General features: G+C 70.9%; 13 protein-coding genes. 9 read left to right on the forward strand and 4 right to left on the reverse strand.

Annotation, left to right across the window (positions count from 1 at the left end; all coding sequences use genetic code 11):
• Positions 1-181: 181 nt before the first annotated feature.
• The 5 genes from H305_RS0126235 to H305_RS0126255 all read left to right on the forward strand — a co-directional run bounded on the left by H305_RS0126235 (position 182) and on the right by H305_RS0126255 (position 8,935).
• Complete coding sequence (locus H305_RS0126235) at positions 182-2,215, forward strand: thioredoxin domain-containing protein (protein ID WP_028803030.1); 2,034 nt, start codon at positions 182-184, stop codon at positions 2,213-2,215.
• A 183-nt stretch (positions 2,216-2,398) separates the two neighbouring features.
• Positions 2,399-3,661 carry a glycosyltransferase gene (locus tag H305_RS0126240; protein WP_028803031.1) on the forward strand — a complete coding sequence of 421 codons (1,263 nt, stop codon included), beginning with the start codon at positions 2,399-2,401 and terminating at the stop codon, positions 3,659-3,661.
• Entirely contained in the window at positions 3,658-5,316 is a 1,659-nt protein-coding gene (locus H305_RS0126245; RefSeq protein WP_028803032.1) for an ArnT family glycosyltransferase, read from the forward strand. The genes H305_RS0126240 and H305_RS0126245 overlap by 4 nt, the downstream gene beginning before the upstream one ends.
• A complete protein-coding gene (locus H305_RS0126250) occupies positions 5,313-6,518 on the forward strand; it encodes a glycosyltransferase (RefSeq protein ID WP_028803033.1) in 1,206 nt (401 codons plus the stop codon). The genes H305_RS0126245 and H305_RS0126250 overlap by 4 nt, the downstream gene beginning before the upstream one ends.
• Positions 6,519-6,535: 17 nt before the next feature.
• Positions 6,536-8,935: a galactose oxidase early set domain-containing protein gene (locus H305_RS0126255; protein WP_028803034.1), complete on the forward strand. Its 2,400-nt coding sequence runs from the start codon at positions 6,536-6,538 to the stop codon at positions 8,933-8,935.
• Between the two features lie 20 nt (positions 8,936-8,955).
• Here H305_RS0126255 and H305_RS0126260 read toward each other — a convergent pair whose 3' ends face one another.
• The 4 genes from H305_RS0126260 to trhA all read right to left on the reverse strand — a co-directional run bounded on the left by H305_RS0126260 (position 8,956) and on the right by trhA (position 12,811).
• Complete coding sequence (locus H305_RS0126260) at positions 8,956-9,684, reverse strand: Mut7-C RNAse domain-containing protein (RefSeq protein WP_028803035.1); 729 nt, start codon at positions 9,682-9,684, stop codon at positions 8,956-8,958.
• 12 nt (positions 9,685-9,696) lie between these two features.
• Entirely contained in the window at positions 9,697-10,383 is a 687-nt protein-coding gene (locus tag H305_RS47125) for a TetR family transcriptional regulator (protein WP_051370972.1), read from the reverse strand.
• Complete coding sequence (locus tag H305_RS0126270; RefSeq protein ID WP_028803036.1) at positions 10,380-11,948, reverse strand: MFS transporter; 1,569 nt, start codon at positions 11,946-11,948, stop codon at positions 10,380-10,382. Before H305_RS0126270 ends, H305_RS47125 begins: the two co-directional genes overlap by 4 nt.
• A 149-nt stretch (positions 11,949-12,097) precedes the next feature.
• Positions 12,098-12,811, reverse strand: a complete 714-nt coding sequence (gene trhA, locus H305_RS0126275) for a PAQR family membrane homeostasis protein TrhA (protein ID WP_028803037.1) — start codon at positions 12,809-12,811, stop codon at positions 12,098-12,100.
• Between the two features lie 444 nt (positions 12,812-13,255).
• Here trhA and H305_RS0126280 point away from each other — a divergent pair, with 444 nt between their 5' ends.
• The 4 genes from H305_RS0126280 to H305_RS54115 all read left to right on the forward strand — a co-directional run bounded on the left by H305_RS0126280 (position 13,256) and on the right by H305_RS54115 (position 18,077).
• Entirely contained in the window at positions 13,256-15,091 is a 1,836-nt protein-coding gene (locus tag H305_RS0126280; RefSeq protein WP_028803038.1) for a phosphoenolpyruvate carboxykinase (GTP), read from the forward strand.
• A 264-nt stretch (positions 15,092-15,355) separates the two neighbouring features.
• Positions 15,356-16,342, forward strand: coding sequence for a serine/threonine-protein kinase (locus H305_RS47130; protein WP_028803039.1), 987 nt, complete (start codon positions 15,356-15,358; stop codon positions 16,340-16,342).
• Entirely contained in the window at positions 16,329-16,793 is a 465-nt protein-coding gene (locus H305_RS0126290; RefSeq protein WP_028803040.1) for a hypothetical protein, read from the forward strand. Before H305_RS47130 ends, H305_RS0126290 begins: the two co-directional genes overlap by 14 nt.
• A 117-nt stretch (positions 16,794-16,910) precedes the next feature.
• On the forward strand, positions 16,911-18,077 hold the full coding sequence (locus H305_RS54115) for a hypothetical protein (protein WP_028803041.1): 1,167 nt from the start codon (positions 16,911-16,913) through the stop codon (positions 18,075-18,077).

Below are 18,077 nucleotides of genomic sequence, written 5' to 3' on the forward strand. Positions count from 1 at the left end.
ACGAGTGTCCTTCGTGCGGGACGTGAAGGACAGAGGACCGTCGATCATTCGCGCAGTGCGCCCGGTTCCTCCACGCCGGGCAGACCTCCCGGGGCCCGGCGCGGACGCGGCTCACCCGCGGGGGCGCGCCCGGCACCCGCGTGCTTCTTTGCCGCCCGGGACACCGTGGGAGAGTGGGGGTGTGAACCGACTGGCCCATGAGACGTCCCCGTATCTGCTCCAGCACGCCGACAACCCCGTCGACTGGTGGCCGTGGTCGGCCGAGGCCTTCGACGAGGCCCGCAGACGGAACGTGCCGGTGCTGCTGAGCGTCGGCTACAGCAGCTGTCACTGGTGCCATGTCATGGCGCACGAGTCCTTCGAGGACGACGCCACCGCCGCGTACCTGAACGAGCACTTCGTGAGCGTCAAGGTCGACCGCGAGGAGCGGCCGGACGTCGACGCCGTCTACATGGAGGCCGTGCAGGCCGCGACCGGGCAGGGCGGCTGGCCCATGACCGTGTTCCTCACACCGGACGCCGAGCCGTTCTACTTCGGCACGTACTTCCCGCCCGCGCCCCGCCACGGCATGCCGTCCTTCCCGCAGGTCCTGGAGGGTGTCACCAGCGCCTGGACCGACCGGCGCGACGAGGTCGCCGAGGTCGCGGGGAAGATCGTGCGGGACCTGGCCGGGCGCGAGATGAGTTTCGGCGACGGCCGGGTGCCCGGCGAGGAGGAGCTGGCCGGCGCGCTCCTCGGGCTCACCCGGGACTACGACACGGCGCGGGGCGGATTCGGCGGGGCGCCCAAGTTCCCGCCGTCGATGGTGGTCGAATTCCTGTTGCGGCACCACGCGCGGACCGGCTCCGAGGGTGCGCTCCAGATGGCCGTGGACACCTGTGAACGGATGGCGCGCGGCGGCATCTACGACCAGCTGGGCGGGGGGTTCGCCCGGTACTCCGTCGACCGCGAGTGGGTCGTGCCGCACTTCGAGAAGATGCTGTACGACAACGCGCTGCTGTGCCGGGTCTACGCCCATCTGTGGCGTGTCACCGGCTCCGGGCTCGCGCGCCGCGTCGCCCTGGAGACCGCGGACTTCATGGTGCGTGAACTGCGCACCGAGGAGGGCGGGTTCGCCTCCGCCCTGGACGCCGACAGCGACGACGGGACGGGCCGCCACGTCGAGGGCGCGTACTACGTGTGGACGCCGGAGCAGCTGCGCGAGGTCCTCGGTGAGGACGCCGAACTCGCCGCCCAGCACTTCGGGGTGACGGAGGAGGGCACCTTCGAGGAGGGTGCCTCCGTGCTGCGGCTGCCCCAGCACGAGGGCGTCGTCGACGCCGACCGGATCGCCTCCGTGCAGCAGCGGCTGTTCGCCGCGCGCGCCGGCCGACCTGCCCCCGGCCGGGACGACAAGGTGGTCGCCGCGTGGAACGGCCTCGCGGTCGCCGCCCTGGCGGAGACCGGCGCGTACTTCGACCGCCCCGACCTCGTGGACGCCGCGATCGGCGCGGCCGACCTCCTGGTGCGGCTGCACATGGACGACCACGCGCGACTGGCCCGTACCAGCAAGGACGGTCACGTCGGGGCCAACGCCGGTGTGCTGGAGGACTACGCGGATGTCGCCGAGAGTTTCCTGGCGCTGGCGTCCGTCACCGGGGAGGGGGTCTGGCTGGAGTTCGCGGGCTTCCTGCTCGACCATGTGCTCACTCAGTTCACGGACGCGGAGTCGGGCGCCCTGTACGACACGGCGGCCGACGCCGAGGCGCTGATCCGCCGGCCGCAGGACCCCACGGACAACGCCACGCCCTCGGGGTGGAGTGCCGCGGCCGGGGCGCTGCTGAGCTATGCCGCGCAGACCGGTGCCGAGCCTCATCGCACGGCCGCCGAGCGGGCGTTGGGGGTGGTGAAGGTGCTGGGGCCACGCGCGCCGCGCTTCGTCGGCTGGGGTCTCGCGGTGGCGGAGGCGCTCCTCGACGGACCGCGGGAGGTCGCGGTCGTGGGACCGGTCGGCGATCCGGCGACCAGGGCGCTGCACCGTACGGCGCTCCTGGGCACGGCGCCGGGGGCTGTCGTCGCTGCGGGGGTGGCGGACAGTGACGAACTACCGTTGCTTTCCGGCCGACTTCTGGTCGACGGACGGCCTGCCGCGTACGTCTGCCGTAACTTCGCCTGCGAGGTCCCGACGACCGACCCCGACCGGCTCGAAGCGGCCCTGAGCGGCCGAAAGGTCTGACCCCCAACTCGCCCAAACGTCACCAGTGTTCGGATTGTTCAGTTAGTCGACCGAGTGTGATGAAACACGCTCTTCACCGGAAGATCCTGTGCACTTCACAGATCCCCCATAGTGTCTGACCGGGACGCGACAGATGTCACTCATTGTCGCGACCGGGGGTCATAGGGGATCTGGGGGGATCTTTTGCTCACGTCTGTCTTCATTGCTGCCGTTTCACTGGCGCTCTTCTGGATGGCGGCCTTCACCCTGTGGTGGCAGATGCACGCGTGGCGTACGCCCGAGGTGCTGGCCTCCACTCGCTTCAGCAGCCCGGACGGCGGGGAGAGCCTGTCCTTCTCGCTGCTGCTGCCCGCGCGGCACGAGCAGGCCGTGCTGGACCACACCATCCAGCGGCTGCTCGAATCCGGCCACACCGACTTCGAGATCATCGTGATCGTCGGCCACGACGACCCCGAGACCACCGCGGTGGCCCGCGCCGCCGAGGCGCGCGACCCGCGGGTGCGTGTGGTCGTCGACCACCACGAGAAGAAGAACAAGCCGAAGGCCATGAACACGGCCCTGCCGCACTGCCGGGGCGACGTGGTCGGGGTCTTCGACGCCGAGGACCAGGTCCACCCGGAACTGCTCGCCCACGTCGACCACGCCTTCCGCACCACGGGCGCGGACGTCGTCCAGGGCGGCGTCCAGCTCATCAACTTCCACTCCAGCTGGTACAGCCTGCGCAACTGCCTGGAGTACTTCTTCTGGTTCCGCTCGCGACTCCATCTGCACGCGCAGAAAGGATTCATTCCGCTCGGCGGCAACACCGTCTTCGTCCGCACGGGCGTCCTGCGGGAGGCCGACGGCTGGGACCCCGACTGCCTCGCCGAGGACTGCGACCTCGGTGTACGCCTGTCCAGCGTGGGCAAGAAGGTCGTCGTCGCCTACGACTCCGACATGGTGACCAAGGAGGAGACCCCGGGCTCACTGATGTCCCTGCTGAAGCAGCGCACCCGGTGGAACCAGGGCTTCCTCCAGGTCTACCGGAAGAGGGACTGGAAACAGCTCCCCGGCTTCGGGCAGCGGCTGCTCGCCCGCTACACGCTGATGACGCCCTATCTTCAGGCCGTCTCCGGCGTGATCATCCCGCTCAACGTGGCCGTCGCGCTCTTCCTCGACGTGCCGGTCGGCATCGCCTTCATCACCTTCCTGCCGGCGGTGACCGCCCTGGTCACGTTCGTCTTCGAACTGGTCGGACTGCACGACTTCGGCAAGCAGTACGGGCTGCGGGTCCGCTTCGTCCACTACCTGAAGCTGGTCGTCGGCGGCCCCTTCTACCAGGTGCTGCTGGCGGGCGCCGCCGTACGCGCCGTCTGGCGCGAGCAACGGGGCCGCAACGACTGGGAGCTCACCAGCCATGTCGGCGCGCACCTCACCGAAGCGATCCGAGAGGACGTCCCCGCGTGACCTCCACTCTTCCCGCGGCGACCACACCCACGGTCCCCGCGCAGCGGCACCATGCGCCCGAAAACGTCCCCGACACCCGTCCGTCCCTGCGCTTTCGCAGTTCACGCCCGGACCTCATCCTGTGCGGGGTGCTGCTCGCGGCGATCCTCGTCGTCCAGGGCTGGAACATCGCCGACTACCCCGCCCTCAGCGACGACGAGGGCACCTACCTCGCCCAGGCCTGGGCCGTCCAGCAGGGCAAGGGCCTGGCCCACTACACGTACTGGTACGACCATCCGCCGCTCGGCTGGATCCAGATCGCCCTGCTGACCTGGATCCCCGCGCACCTCAGCCCCTCCTCGATGACCGTCGGCTCGATGCGCACGGCCATGCTGCTGATCAGCGCCGTGAGCACGGTCCTCGTGTACGTGCTCGCCCGCCGTCTCTCGCTGCCGACGTGGGCGGCCGGCCTCGCGATGGTGCTCTTCGGGCTGTCCCCGCTGTCGGTCGTGCTCCAGCGCGAGATCTTCCTCGACAACGTCGCGGTGATGTGGACGCTCCTCGCGTTCTGCCTGGCCGCGTCCCCGAGCCGCCATCTGTGGCACCACTTCGGGGCGGGCATCGCGGCCGCGGCCGCCGTGCTCACCAAGGAGACGATGCTCGTCATCGTGCCCGCGCTGTTCGTCACCATGTGGCGCCACAGCCACCGCGACACCCGCAAGTTCGCGCTCACCGGAGCCGTCACCGCCTGCGCGCTGATCGGCCTCGCGTACCCGCTCTTCGCCCTGCTCAAGGGCGAGTTGTTCCCCGGCTCCGGGCACGTCTCCCTCTGGGACGGCATCACGTACCAGATGAGCCGCCCCGGCTCCGGCTTCGTCCTCGACCCCGGCAGCGGCTCGTACGGAGTCCTGCACTCCTGGCTGTACTACGACCGTGTCCTGCCCCTCGGCGGGCTCGCAGGCGCCCTGCTGCTCCTGGCCACCTGGCGCTGGTCGGTCACCGCGCGCGCCCTCGCCGGACCCGCGCTCACCGTCGCGATCCTCGCCCTGGTGGCGATGCGCCCCAGCGGCTACCTGCCCGCCATGTACGTCATCCAGGCCCTGCCGTTCCTCGCCCTGGTCCTGGCCGGCGGCGCCGCGAGCGTCTCCCACGCGGTACTGCGACGGTGGCGCGGCACCGCCGAGAAGACGTACGTCACCTGGGGACGCCGCGGCCTGGCGGCGGTGCTCGTGGTGGCTGCCGGGGCCTATGTCGTGCCCGACTGGTACGACGGGGACCGCACCGCCGTGACCACCGACGCGAACGCGCCCTACCGGGCCGCGTCCGCCTGGCTGCGGACCGAGGTGAGGGACCCGCGCGGCACCAGGGTCCTCGTCGACGACGCCCTCTGGCTCGACCTCGTGCACGCGGGCTACCGGCCCGGCCTCGGCGTCATCTGGTTCTACAAGGCAGACCTCGACCCGGCGGTCACCAGGACGATGCCGCGTGGCTGGCGCGACCTCGACTACGTCGTCGCCTCCCCGACGGTCCGGCGCGACGCCGTCGACCTGCCCACCGTGAAGGCCGCCATCGAGCACTCGACACCCGTGGCGACCTTCGGCAGGGGCGAGGACCGCATCGAGATCAGGCACATCAACGACACCACCACCACGGCGACGTCCGGAGGCAGTCGATGAGCAGCTTCGAGAGCACTGTCCCGGACGAACTGGGGGACCCGGCGGTACACCCGGCCGAGATCCCCGAGCCGGGCGCCGTCACCATCGTCGTACCGACGTTCAACGAGTCGGCGAACATACGGGAGTTGCTGCACCGCATCACCGAGGCGGTGCCCGCGCGGCTGCCCTGCGAGGTCGTCTTCGTGGACGACTCGAGCGACGACACCCCGGACGTCATCTCCCGGGCGGCGCAGGACTGCCCGTTCCCCGTGACGGTGCTGCACCGCGACGAACCCGTGGGCGGCCTCGGCGGCGCGGTCGTCGAGGGACTGAAGGCGGCCACCTCCGACTGGATCGTCGTCATGGACGGCGACCTCCAGCATCCGCCGTCCCTGGTGCCGGAACTGGTGGCCCGCGGCGAGCGCTCTGGCGCGGGGCTCGTCGTCGCCAGCCGGTACATCAAGGGCGGCAGCCGCGCAGGCCTCGCGGGCGGCTACCGCATCGCCGTCTCGCGCGGCGCGACCTGGCTGACCAAGTCGCTCTTCCCACGCCGGCTGAGCGGTATCAGCGACCCGATGAGCGGCTTCTTCGCGATCCGCCGCAGCGCCGTCACCGCCGACGTCCTCAAGCCGCTCGGCTACAAGATCCTGCTCGAACTCGCCGTCCGCTGCCGCCCGCGGCAGGTCACCGAGGTGCCCTTCGTCTTCCAGGACCGGTTCGCGGGCGAGTCCAAGTCGACCGCGCAGGAGGGCTTCCGCTTCCTGCGCCACCTCGTCGGACTGCGCACCGCCTCACCCGTCGCCCGCATGATCGTCTTCGGGCTGATCGGCGCCACCGGCTTCGTGCCGAACCTGCTCGGCCTGTACGCCCTCACCGCCGCCGGAATGCACTACGTACCGGCGGAGATCCTCGCCAACCAGCTCGGGGTCGCCTGGAACTTCCTGCTCATCGAGCATCTGCTGTTCCGCGAGCGGCGCGGGCACCGGCACTGGTGGGACCGCGTCGGCCGGTTCGCGCTGCTCGCCAACGCCGACCTGGTGCTGCGGATCCCGCTGATCGCGCTGTTCGTCGACCGCTTCGGCATGGGCGCGCTCTGCGCCACCGCGCTGGCCCTGGTGACGACGTTCGTCCTGCGCTTCGTGGGGACCGAGGCGCTGATCTATCTGCCGCGCCGGCGTGGCACGTCGGCGGGCGGAAGCCGCGCAGGAAGGAGAAGCGCGTGAGCAGAACCGGATTCCGGATGCGACCGAGCCGGACCACCTCGCTGCTGGCCGTGGCGGGCCTTGCCGCCGGCCTGCTGCTCGTGGCGCCGCAACCCGCGTCCGCCGCCAACCTCGTCACGAACCCGGGGTTCGAGACCGCCGGCACCGACGGCATGCCCCACTGCTGGGAGAAGTCCGGCTGGGGCGACAACGACTTCACGTTCGCCACCGTCGCCGACTCCCACTCCGGGACCAAGGCCATGCAGGTCACACTGACCCGCCGGGCCGACGGCGACCGCAAGGCGCTGATCACCGAGTCCACCGCCTGTGCCCCGGTGGTCGGCGCGGGCAAGCAGTACGACCTGGGGCTCTGGTACAAGACCACCACCCCCGACGCCGCGATCACGCTCTTCCGGCACGACGCGACGGCGGGCTGGCAGTACTGGACCGACCTCAAGACCCTGGACATGGCGGCCGGCTGGACCCGGGCGACGGTCCGCACCCCCGCGGTCCCGGCCGGCACCGACCGCATCACCTGGGGTGTCTCGGTGTACGGCACGGGTTCGGCGACCACCGACGACTACACGATGGAACAGGTCTCCGACCCGGTCCCGCCCGCCGAGTGCACCGGCACGGCGAAGGAGTGCGCCGACGGCAGGTGGACGGTGCTGCCCACCCAGAACCCGGTGCGGTCCATGCACTCCGTCGTGCTCAGGAACGGCAAGGTGCTGCTGATCGCGGGGTCCGGCAACAGCGAGGAGAACTTCGCGGCGGGCACGTTCACCAGCGCGGTCTACGACCCGGCGAACGGCACGTACGAGGTGATCCCCACGCCGAAGGACATGTTCTGCGCCGGGCACGTCCAGCTGTCCGACGGGCGGGTTCTGGTCATGAGCGGCAACAAGGCGTTCCCGGTCGCGGGCGGCCACGGGTACGAGGGGTACAAGGACTCGTACGTCTTCGACCCGGACACCGAGACGTACAGCAAGACCAACGACATGAACGACGGCCACTGGTATCCGTCGGCCACCGAGCTCGGCAACGGCGACGTCATCTCCTTCGGCGGACTGCGCGAGGACTCCACCGGCTCGGTGACCGCCGAACGCTGGTCGGCGGCCGAGCAGAAGTGGCTGCCGCTGTGGCAGGTCAACCAGACCTGGTCGTACTGGGGCCTGTACCCGTCGATGATCCTCATGCAGGACGGCCGGCTCTTCTACTCGGGCAGCCATGTCTTCGGCAACGGCACCCCGGGCACGGGCTCCGCGATCTACGACTACGACGCCAACACCACGACCGCCGTCCCCGGGCTCCAGAACAAGGACGAGCGTGACCAGTCCGCGAGCGTGCTGCTGCCCCCGGCCCAGGACCAGAAGGTCCTGACGCTCGGCGGGGGCAACATCGACTCCAACCCGGACGCGGGCCGGCTCACCGACATCATCGACCTCAAGGCCGCCGATCCGGTCTACACCGCCGGCCCGCCGATCCCGCAGGGCACGGTGGACCTGGGCGACGGCAAGGTCGCCCAGACCGGCGACCAGGGCAAGATGTACGTCTCCGCCGTCCTGCTGCCCGACGGGAAGGTCCTGGAGACGGGCGGCGGCCTGCACAACCGCGCCGACCCCGTCTTCGAGGCGTCGGTCTTCGACCCGGCGACCTCGGCCTTCGACCCGGTGGCCGCCGACCCGGAGGCCCGCGGCTACCACTCGTCCGCGTTCCTGCTGCCCGACGGCCGGGTGATGGCCACCGGCGACAACCCGGGCAACGGCACCTGGAACCACAACGTGTCCATCTACACCCCGCCCTACCTCCTCAAGGGCACCCGCCCCACGATCACCTCGGTGATCGACAGCGAGTGGGTGTACGGCGACACCCAGCGCATCACCGTCGACCGGCCCATCGCCAAGGCCGAGCTGATCCGCCCGGCAGCGGTGACCCACTCCTCGGACCCCAACCAGCGGTTCGTGGACCTGCCGCTGTCCGTCGACGGGGACAACGTCGACCTGAACGTGACGAGCAATCCCGATCTGGCGCCGCCCGGCTGGTACATGCTCTTCGCCGTCGACGCGGGCGGCGTGCCCTCCGTCGCCCAGTGGGTACACCTCCAGGGCCCGTCCGTGCTTGCGGCGGACACCGCCTCGGCGCATGTCCACTCCTTCGCCGACTCCCTGGAGGGCAAGGTCGCCGAGCCGGGCCGGAAGCGGAGTTCGCAGAAGGTCGGCAGCGCGGTCTCCGGCTGCGACCGCCACTACGGCGGCGTCGGTGTCTGTGTGCCGACGGCCTTCCCGGACGGCGTGAAGAGGACCACGGCCTCCCGCTGCGCCTGGCTGAAGAAGAACGACTACGGGCGGTTGAAGGTCAACGGCAAGGACGACCCGCTGGGGCTCGACCCCAGCAGGGACGGACTCGCCTGCGGTGCACGGGATCTGGCGAGGCGTTAGATCTTTCGGGAGCCGCCGCCTCAGCGGCTCCCGAACTCCGCCAGGGCGCGCACCACGATGGCCTCCAGACGGTCGTGGTGCGCGCCCTTCCAGTAGGCGCGCCCGCATTCGCCGCACTGCGCGAAGACGTCGTACGACCGCTGGGTGCCGCCCTCCAGCTGGTCCGCGACCTGCTCCTTGGTGGCCCCGGCGAGCAGGCCGTTGCACGCGGTGCAGCGCGTCCAGGGCCTGAGCTCCGGCGCGAACCGGCCGAGGACGTCGCGGAGTTGGTCCTCGGGCCGGGTGCTGTAGATGTAGGCGCCCGCCCACAGCTCACGCCGGCGCAGCAGGCCGCGGTCGCGGCTGAGCATGACGCGCCGCTCGGCCGCGGACCGGGCGGCGAGCGCCGGGTCACCGATGTCCGTGGACTCGTACGCCGTGTCGACGCCCAGCAGCCGCAGCCGGCGGGCGAGCGTGCCGAGGTGGACGTCGAGGAGGAAGCGGAGCGGGGCCCCGGGCACCTGCTGCGGGCGCTCGACCGCCCGCACCCGGACCGATTCACCGGCCGCCGGGATGTGCGAGAAGGACACCGGTCGCCCGTCCACGACCAGGGCTCCCACCTCGGTCAGCGGGACGCCCAGCGACTCGACGACGTGGCCGAGCGTGGAGGATCCGTCGGTGCCCACGGCGGTGGCGCCGGTGCGTCGCGCGTGCGGGACGAACATCCCCAGTTCGGGGGCGAATTCGACGTCGATCTCCGGTCCGTTCACCCCGTCAGCATGTCATGCGGGGTGCCCCTGGGGCCTGGGGGTTTCCGCGCCCGCGGCCGTCCCGGCCGCACCGCCCAGACCGTGCTCCAGGACGTCCACCGCCCGGTCCACGACCTCGGCGAAGTCCTCGCGGTGACCGCCCTCGGCCCAGTACAGGGAGGTCTCCATCAGCCCGCCGATCAGTGACATCGCGAAGACCCGCACCTCCAGACCCTCCGGGTCGAGGCCGGTGCGCTCGCCGATGGCCCGGCACAGCAGCCGGCCGGTGACCGACATGCTCTCCATCATCCGGGAGCGCACGGCGGGCACCTCCACCATCAGCCGGGTGCGCAGCCGGGTCACCTCCGGCCCCTCGTTGTCGCCCAGGGCGATCGCCTTGCGCAGCACGTACCGCAGGGAGTCGAACCACGGCTCGTCCGAGGGGCGCGCGCGGAGCTCCTCCTCGAGCATCGGGTCGTACTCGTCGGTGAGGACGATGTCCTCCTTGGTCGGGAAGTAGCGGAACACCGTGGACGGGGAGACCTCGGCCGCCTCCGCGATCTGTTCGATGGTGGTCGCGTCGTACCCCTGCTGCCGGATCAGCCGGTACGTCGCGTCGCGGATCGCGGTCCGGGTCTTCATCTTCTTCCGTTCGCGGAGCCCGGGCCGGGGCCCCGCGGCGGAGGCGGAACTGTGTGCGGTGGCGGCCATGGTGCTCATTGTCCGGCATCGGCGGGTGCCGGGGCCATGCCGGTGTGCGGCTCGGGGGCGGTGCCGGACGCCGGTTCGGGGTTGCGCAGCAGTGCCGCGGCCAGCAGGGCGGTCACCAGCGCGGCGACACCGCTGACCAGCAGGACCAGGTTCATGCCGTGGAGGTACGCGGCGTCCGCGGAGGCGGCCAGCGCGTGGTCTTTGAGCCGGCCGGCGACCACATGGGCGCCGACCACGGAGTCGCCGGCCGCGTCGGCGGCGGCGCGCGGCAGGGCGGAGGTGTCGAGGCGGTCGGCGTAGGCGCTCGCGAGGAGCGAGCCGAGCAGGGCGATGCCGGTCGCGCTGCCCACCTGGCGCACCGTCATCAGGAGCCCGGAGCCGCTGCCGGCCCGGTCGCGGGGGAGCGCGCCGATGGCGGCGGACATCGCGGGCACCACGGCGAAACCGAAGCCGAGTCCGGCCACGGACAGCCACAGGGCGGTGAAGCCGTAGCCGTCGTCGACGGAGGTGCGGCTGCCGAGGATCGCGGCGAAGGCGAGGACGACGAGACCCGCGCTGATCACGGCGCGTGGCCCGAACCGCGCCAGCACCGGGCCCGCGGCGCGGGACGCGATCAGCAGTCCGCCCATCATCGGCAGCATCCGTACACCCGTGCCGAACGCGTCGTGCCCGAGCACCGCCTGGAGGTACTGCGGCAGCACGAACATCAGGCCCGACAGCACGAACATGACCAGCGTCGCGGCCAGCGTGTTGAGGAGGAAACCGCGCTGGGCGAGCAGGGAGAGGTCGAGCATCGGGCGGACACTGCGGCGCTCGCGCAGGACGAGCAGCGCGACCAGGACGAGCGCGGCGCCGAGCAGGCCGAGGACCAGCGGGTCGCCCCAGCCGCGGTGCGGGGCCTCGATGATCGCGTAGATCAGGATGCTGAGCCCGGCCGCGGTGAGGGCGGTGGACACGGTGTCGACCCTGGGGGAGGAGGGGTCGCGGGTCTCGGGGAGCAGGAACAGGCAGGCCGTGATGCCGATGGCCGCCATGGGCACGTTGACCACGAAGACGGAGCCCCACCAGAAGTGGTCGAGCAGCCAGCCGCCGACGATCGGGCCGAGCGGCAGCCCCAGCGCGGAGGCGGCCGAGACCGCGCCGACCGCCTTGGTCTGCTCGTCGGGTCCGAACAGCGAGGGCAGCACGGCCAGCGCGAGTGGCATCACGAGCGCGCCGCCGATCCCCATCAGCGCGCGGGCGACGATCACCCAGGCGATGTCGTCGACGAGGGCGCCGACCAGGGATCCCGCGAGGAAGACGCCGAGTCCGGCGATGAGCATGCGGCGCCGTCCGAAGCGGTCGCCGAGCAGGCCTGCCGGGAGCATCAGCGCGGCGAAGACGACGACGTACGCGTCCGCCGTCCACTGCTGCTCGCCCGTGGAGGCGCCCAGGTCCCGGGCCATCGTCGGGAGCGCCACATTGAGGATCGTCATGTCGAAACCGAGCACGAGCATGCTCGCGACCAGGGCCCCGAGGGCCCACCAGCGGCGGGGGTCGCGCCCTGCGGCGCCGTCATCCGTGAGAGTCACCATGAAATGAAAGTAGCTCTCAAAAAATGGTGTCTGTCAATATGGCTCGGGGGCCGGAGGTCGCCCGGGGGCGGTCCGGAAGCCGTGTCCGGGTACGACGAAGGGCCGCGGCTCGAAAGCCGCGGCCCATCGGTGCAGGGAGGTCGCAGGGGCTATCCGTGCTGGTAGGCCACCAGCGAGATGCCGATGTAGTGCACCACGAACGCCGCGAGGGTGAGGGAGTGGAAGACCTCGTGGAACCCGAACCAGCGCGGGGACGGGTTCGGCCGCTTGATGCCGTAGATGACCCCGCCCGCGCTGTAGAGCAGGCCGCCGACGATGACGAGGACGAGGACCGCGATCCCGCCCGCGCGCATGAAGTCCGGGAGGAAGAAGACGGCCGCCCAGCCCATGGCGATGTAGCAGGGCGTGTAGAGCCAGCGCGGTGCGCCGACCCAGAACACCCGGAAGACGATGCCGGCGGCCGCGGCGGCCCAGATCCCCCACAGAAGCCACTGCCCCTTGGCGCTCGGCAGCAGCAGCATGGTCAGCGGGGTGTACGTGCCCGCGATGATCAGGAAGATGTTGGCGTGGTCGAGCCTGCGCAGGACGCCGTCCATGCGGGGGCTCCAGTCGCCCCGGTGGTACAGCGCGCTCACGCCGAACAACAGGCAGGCCGTCAGGGCGTAGATCCCGCAGGCGATACGGCCGCGGGCGGAGTCCGCGAGCGCCGTGAGCACCAGGCCCGAGACGAGGGCGGCCGGAAACATGCCGAGGTGCAACCAGCCGCGCAGTTTGGGCTTGACCGGATGCGACAGGGAGAGCGCATCGGGATCGCGGCCTACGGCCGGCGAGTCCGTGGGCGCGTCGGGGACGGACGCAGTCATGCGCGCATGGTACCTACGGAACCGTAAGTTACGTATCGGCGCGGCGTGATGGAACGCCGTTAGTGGCCATGGTCTCACGCGAGCGGCGGGAGCGCTCGGGGGTGCGGCGGGGCGGCCGGCCTCCGGCGCGGTCCGGGCCTTTGGCCGTGTTCATGCGCGAAGCGCGTGCTCCGCGGGGTGTCCGGCGGCGGGGAACGGCAGCCCGGCCCGCCCAGGCCCGCGGGTATCCGGGATGAACCCCCGGTGTGCGGGAGGAAACCTTCCGGCGAGTGGCGATGCTCACTCCGCTCAGGTGTGAGGACCTCTGGACATATGCGCGGATGCGTCGGATGATCAAATGAGTGCGGTCGGCACCGGATGAGCGCCAGAGATCGACAACCGTGAAGCATCCGGGTCGCAGCCCCCACGGGGCACAACAACAAAACCCCTCATTTAGGAGCAATCGTGGCGCGCGACATCGCGGCTCCCACAACCGCCGTCCCCACCAACCACCAGGAACTGATCTCGTGGGTCAACGAGATCGCAGCACTGACCGAGCCGGACAGCGTGGTCTGGTGTGACGGATCCGAGGCCGAGTACGAGCGACTGAGCGAGGAGCTCGTCCGCAAGGGCACCTTCAAGAAGCTCGACCCGATCAAGCGCCCCAACTCGTACTACGCCGCCTCCGACCCGACCGATGTCGCGCGGGTCGAGGACCGGACCTTCATCTGCTCCGAGAAGGAAGCGGACGCGGGCCCGACCAACCACTGGAAGGCCCCCGCCGAGATGCGGGAGATCTTCTCCGGCGAGGGCGGGCAGGGCGGCATCTTCCGCGGCTCGATGAAGGGCCGGACGATGTACGTCGTCCCGTTCTGCATGGGCCCCCTCGGCTCCGACCTCTCCGCGATAGGCGTCGAGATCACCGACTCCGCCTACGTCGCCGTGTCCATGCGCACCATGACCCGCATGGGACAGCCGGTCCTCGACGAACTCGGCTCCGACGGCTTCTTCGTGCGTGCCGTGCACACGCTCGGAGCGCCGCTCGCCGAGGGCGAGGCGGACGTGCCGTGGCCGTGCAACTCCACGAAGTACATCTCCCACTTCCCCGAGACCCGGGAGATCTGGTCGTACGGCTCGGGCTACGGCGGCAACGCGCTGCTCGGCAAGAAGTGCTACGCCCTGCGCATCGCCTCCGTCATGGCGCGCGACGAGGGCTGGCTCGCCGAGCACATGCTCATCCTCAAACTGACCCCGCCGCAGGGGGAGTCCAAGTACGTCGCCGCAGCCTTCCCGAGCGCCTGCGGCAAGACCAACCTCGCCATGCTGGAGCCCACGATCTCCGGCTGGACGGTCGAGACCATCGGCGACGACATCGCCTGGATGCGGTTCGGCGAGGACGGCCGGCTGTACGCGATCAACCCCGAGGCCGGCTTCTTCGGCGTCGCGCCCGGCACCGGTGAGCACACCAACGCCAACGCGATGAAGACGCTGTGGGGCAACTCCGTCTTCACCAACGTCGCGCTGACCGACGACAACGACATCTGGTGGGAGGGCATGACGGAGGAGACTCCGGCCCACCTCACCGACTGGAAGGGCAACGACTGGACGCCGGAGTCCGGCACGCCCGCCGCGCACCCGAACGCCCGCTTCACCGTGCCCGCCTCGCAGTGCCCGATCATCGCGCCCGAGTGGGAGGACCCAAAGGGCGTGCCGATCTCGGCGATCCTCTTCGGCGGCCGCCGGGCCACCGCGGTCCCCCTGGTCACCGAGTCCTTCGACTGGAACCACGGTGTCTTCCTCGGCGCGAACGTCGCCTCCGAGAAGACCGCCGCCGCCGAGGGCAAGGTCGGCGAGCTGCGCCGCGACCCGTTCGCGATGCTGCCGTTCTGCGGCTACAACATGGGCGACTACATGGGCCACTGGGTCGACGTCGCCAAGGACAAGGACCAGTCGAAGCTCCCGAAGATCTACTACGTGAACTGGTTCCGCAAGAACGACGCGGGCAAGTTCGTGTGGCCGGGCTTCGGCGAGAACAGCCGCGTCCTCAAGTGGATCGTGGACCGCCTGGACGGCCGGGCCGAGGGCGTCGAGACGCCGATCGGCATCCTGCCGGCCAAGGGCGCCCTCGACACCAAGGGGCTCGAACTGTCCGAGTCGGACCTCGACTTCCTGCTCACCGTCGACAAGGAGGTGTGGCGCGAGGAGGCGTCTCTGGTCCCCGAGCACCTCAACACCTTCGGCGACCACACCCCGAAGGAACTGTGGGACGAGTACCGCGCGCTGGTGCAGCGTCTGGGCTGAGTCCCCGTACAGACTCCGCGGCCGGTTTGGATGTGCCCTGACCAGCGATCGTCACGACCGGCCGCGGTGATACCACCCCACAAGAGCCGGGACCCCGCGCAACGGCGTGCGGGGTCCCGGCTCTTCCCGTGCTCCCCGCTACCCCCGCCCGTCCCGGGGTCCGCGACGCCCGGTGCGCGGAACGTGCCGGACCGGCTGAAAATGTCGCACGTTCGCGGGACACTCCTGACATCCTGCAACTAACCCCGAAATGAGGTGAGCGGGGTGCGCACACCGGTCAGCGATCCCATGAAGATCGGGCCGTACCGCATCGTGGGACGGCTCGGTTCCGGCGGGATGGGATGGGTGTATCTCGGACGTTCGCCGGCCGGGCGCGAGGTCGCCGTGAAGGTGGTGCGGCCCGAACTGGCGGCCGAGCACGAGTTCCGGGAGCGGTTCGCCCGCGAGGTCGCCGCGGCACGCGTGGTGGGCGGCGCCTACACCGCGGCCGTGGTCGACGCCGACACGGAGGCCGAACTCCCTTGGCTGGCCACGATGTACGTCCCCGGCCCCTCGCTCGCCGAGGCGGTCCGCACCGACGGGCCGCTGCCCGAGCCCCAGGTGCGCCGGCTCGGCGCGGGCCTGGTGGAGGCGCTCCAGGCCATCCACGCCGCCCGCGTCGTGCACCGCGACCTGAAACCGGCGAACGTGCTCCTCGCCTCCGACGGACCGCGCGTCATCGACTTCGGGATCTCCCGGGTGGACGGCGCTCCCGGCCTCACCCAGGTCGGCGTGGTCGTCGGCACCCCGCCCTTCATGTCGCCGGAACAGATCAAGGGGGCTCCGGTGGGCCCGCCGAGCGACGTGTTCTCCCTCGGCGGCGTCCTGGTGTACGCGCTCACCGGCCGCCCGCCGCACGGCAGCGGTGAGGCGGTGCGCTACCGGGTCGTGCTGGCCGAGCCCGAACTCGACGGCGTCCCCGCGGGGATGCGGGAGCTGATCTCCGGGTGCCTGGCCAAGCGGCCGCAGGACAGGCCCGCACTGGACACGCTGCTCGCCGGTCTGCTGGAGCGGACCCCGAAACCGGCGTCCTGGCCGCCACCGACCGTGGCGCACAGCATCAAGGTGCGCACCCATGAACTGGCGAACCGGCGCCGGCAGAGCGTCAGCGAGTCCGTGCCGTCCTGCCTGCTGCTGCACGCGCAGGCGCTGCTGGACGCCGGTCTGACCGACAGGATGGTCGCCGAGGCGGTGGGCCGTGGCGACGCCTGAGTCATTTCCCGGCCGGGGCCACGACATCCTCGAGATCGGCACGCACTGGCGGCAGTTGGTACAGAACTGGGTGGCCAGGCGGAATTACCACACCGTGACCGACACCGTTTCCGTTTCCATGCAATTCGATCTGAAGGAAACGGGGCGGATGGTCACCGTGAGATTCATGACGACCAAACGGCTTCTCGTCGCGTTCGCGACCGACGGTCATTATCTGCGCCAGGATCAACTGGCCGTCGCCGCCGCGGCATCGAACGCATGGAATACCGAACAGCTGAACCCCATGCTATCCGTGTGGGACGTACGCGGACCGCGCCCCTGCCTGGCCGGAGTGTGCGACCTCCCGCTGGCCTGCCGCATGACCCAAACGGATTTCGATGCTTTGGCCAGTGATTGGGTGGAACGGGCGCGGCAGATGTTCACTCGCTGCCATCAGGTATTCAAGTTGTAGAAGTGAAACCCGTCATGCGGCCCGAACCCCTTTCGGACGCCCACCGGTTGGCCCCAATATGGGCGAGTGCCTTTCAAGGCGACGGGGGTGCGCCTTTCAGGCCACGGGGGGTTTGCCATGCGGCGTTCGTTCTGCTCCATCGCGCTTTCCGGAATACTGCTCGCGACGGCTCCGGCGGCCGCCGCGGCGGTACCGGGATCGGCGGCCGACGCGTCCTGCGGAAAGGACTTCAGGGAGCGCCTCCAGTGCTGGTCGCGGAACATCCGCGACGGCACCGTACGGGTCAGGCTCGACGAACCGGTGCGGTTCGACGGCAGCGCGCGGGAACGCCGGGACGTCGAGGGCGCCCTGTGGCACGACCGCGCCCACCTCGTCGTCGAGGTGCCGAAGAACCGGCACACCGGAGGCGGCGGCACCGCGCTTCTCCTGCTGGCGAACGCGACCGGCCGGCTCGTCGAGCAGGACGCCACGATCGACCGGCTGCCCGCCGAGGCCGTGAGCGAACTGACGAACCTCCAGGCATGCCGGCCCAAGAACCTGTGCACCCGGCTCGCCAAGGGCCCCCTGCGGGGTGCCGACCTGATCGCCGAGCACCTGGCGGCCGACCTCTCCGAGCACACGTACGCGATCGCCGAGCCCTCCGGGCCGCCGTTCGGCGGCACGGGCACCCCCTCGGGCACGTCCAGGACCACCGAGAAGGCCGACGGCAAGCAGACGTCCGGGGCGGGCGGGGGCGCGGACAAGCGGTCCGACCAGGCCTCGGACGCCGGCTGGGACACCGCCACCCAGATCCTCGCGGTCCTGTGCGTCCTGCTCGTGGTCCTGCTCGCCGCCCTGCTGTTCCTGATCCGCCGGTCCTCGCGCGCGGTGGGCACCCTGTCCCGCCGCGCCCTCGCCGCACCCGGCGTCGGGGCCGTCCCGCCCACCACGGCACCCACCCGCCGGCGCGACGAGACCACCGTCCGCCGGCGCGACGAGACCACCACACGCCCGCGCGACGAGACCACCACCCGCCTCAGGGTGACACCGGCACCCCGGTACGGGCGCCGGGTCGGCAATGTGCCCGGCCCCGCCAGGCCGGCCGTCGTCCGCACCGAACTGCACCCGCAGGGCTACGTCGAGATCGACCGTGTGCTCTACCGGGCAGTGTGGGCCGAGCCCGGCCGGCCGCCCCCCGCCCCCGGCGGGCTCGTCGACGTCACCGACGCGCGGGAACGGGACTCCGACGTCCTGTACGCGTTCCCGCCGGCCACCGGACGGCACGCCAACGGCACCAGGACCTGA

Source organism: Streptomyces sp. 142MFCol3.1, from assembly GCF_000424945.1.
In the GTDB taxonomy this organism is placed as follows: domain Bacteria; phylum Actinomycetota; class Actinomycetes; order Streptomycetales; family Streptomycetaceae; genus Streptomyces; species Streptomyces siamensis.

Bases quoted from the DNA above. Each gene is read 5' to 3' on its own strand.
- H305_RS0126250 (WP_028803033.1), top strand. From the start codon at position 5,313: ATGAGCAGCTTCGAGAGCACTGTCCCGGACGAACTGGGGGACCCGGCG.
- H305_RS0126255 (WP_028803034.1), top strand. From the start codon at position 6,536: ATGCGACCGAGCCGGACCACCTCGCTGCTGGCCGTGGCGGGCCTTGCC.
- H305_RS47125 (WP_051370972.1), bottom strand. From the start codon at position 10,383: ATGAGCACCATGGCCGCCACCGCACACAGTTCCGCCTCCGCCGCGGGG.
- H305_RS0126270 (WP_028803036.1), bottom strand. From the start codon at position 11,948: ATGGTGACTCTCACGGATGACGGCGCCGCAGGGCGCGACCCCCGCCGC.
- trhA (WP_028803037.1), bottom strand. From the start codon at position 12,811: ATGACTGCGTCCGTCCCCGACGCGCCCACGGACTCGCCGGCCGTAGGC.
- H305_RS54115 (WP_028803041.1), top strand. From the start codon at position 16,911: ATGCGGCGTTCGTTCTGCTCCATCGCGCTTTCCGGAATACTGCTCGCG.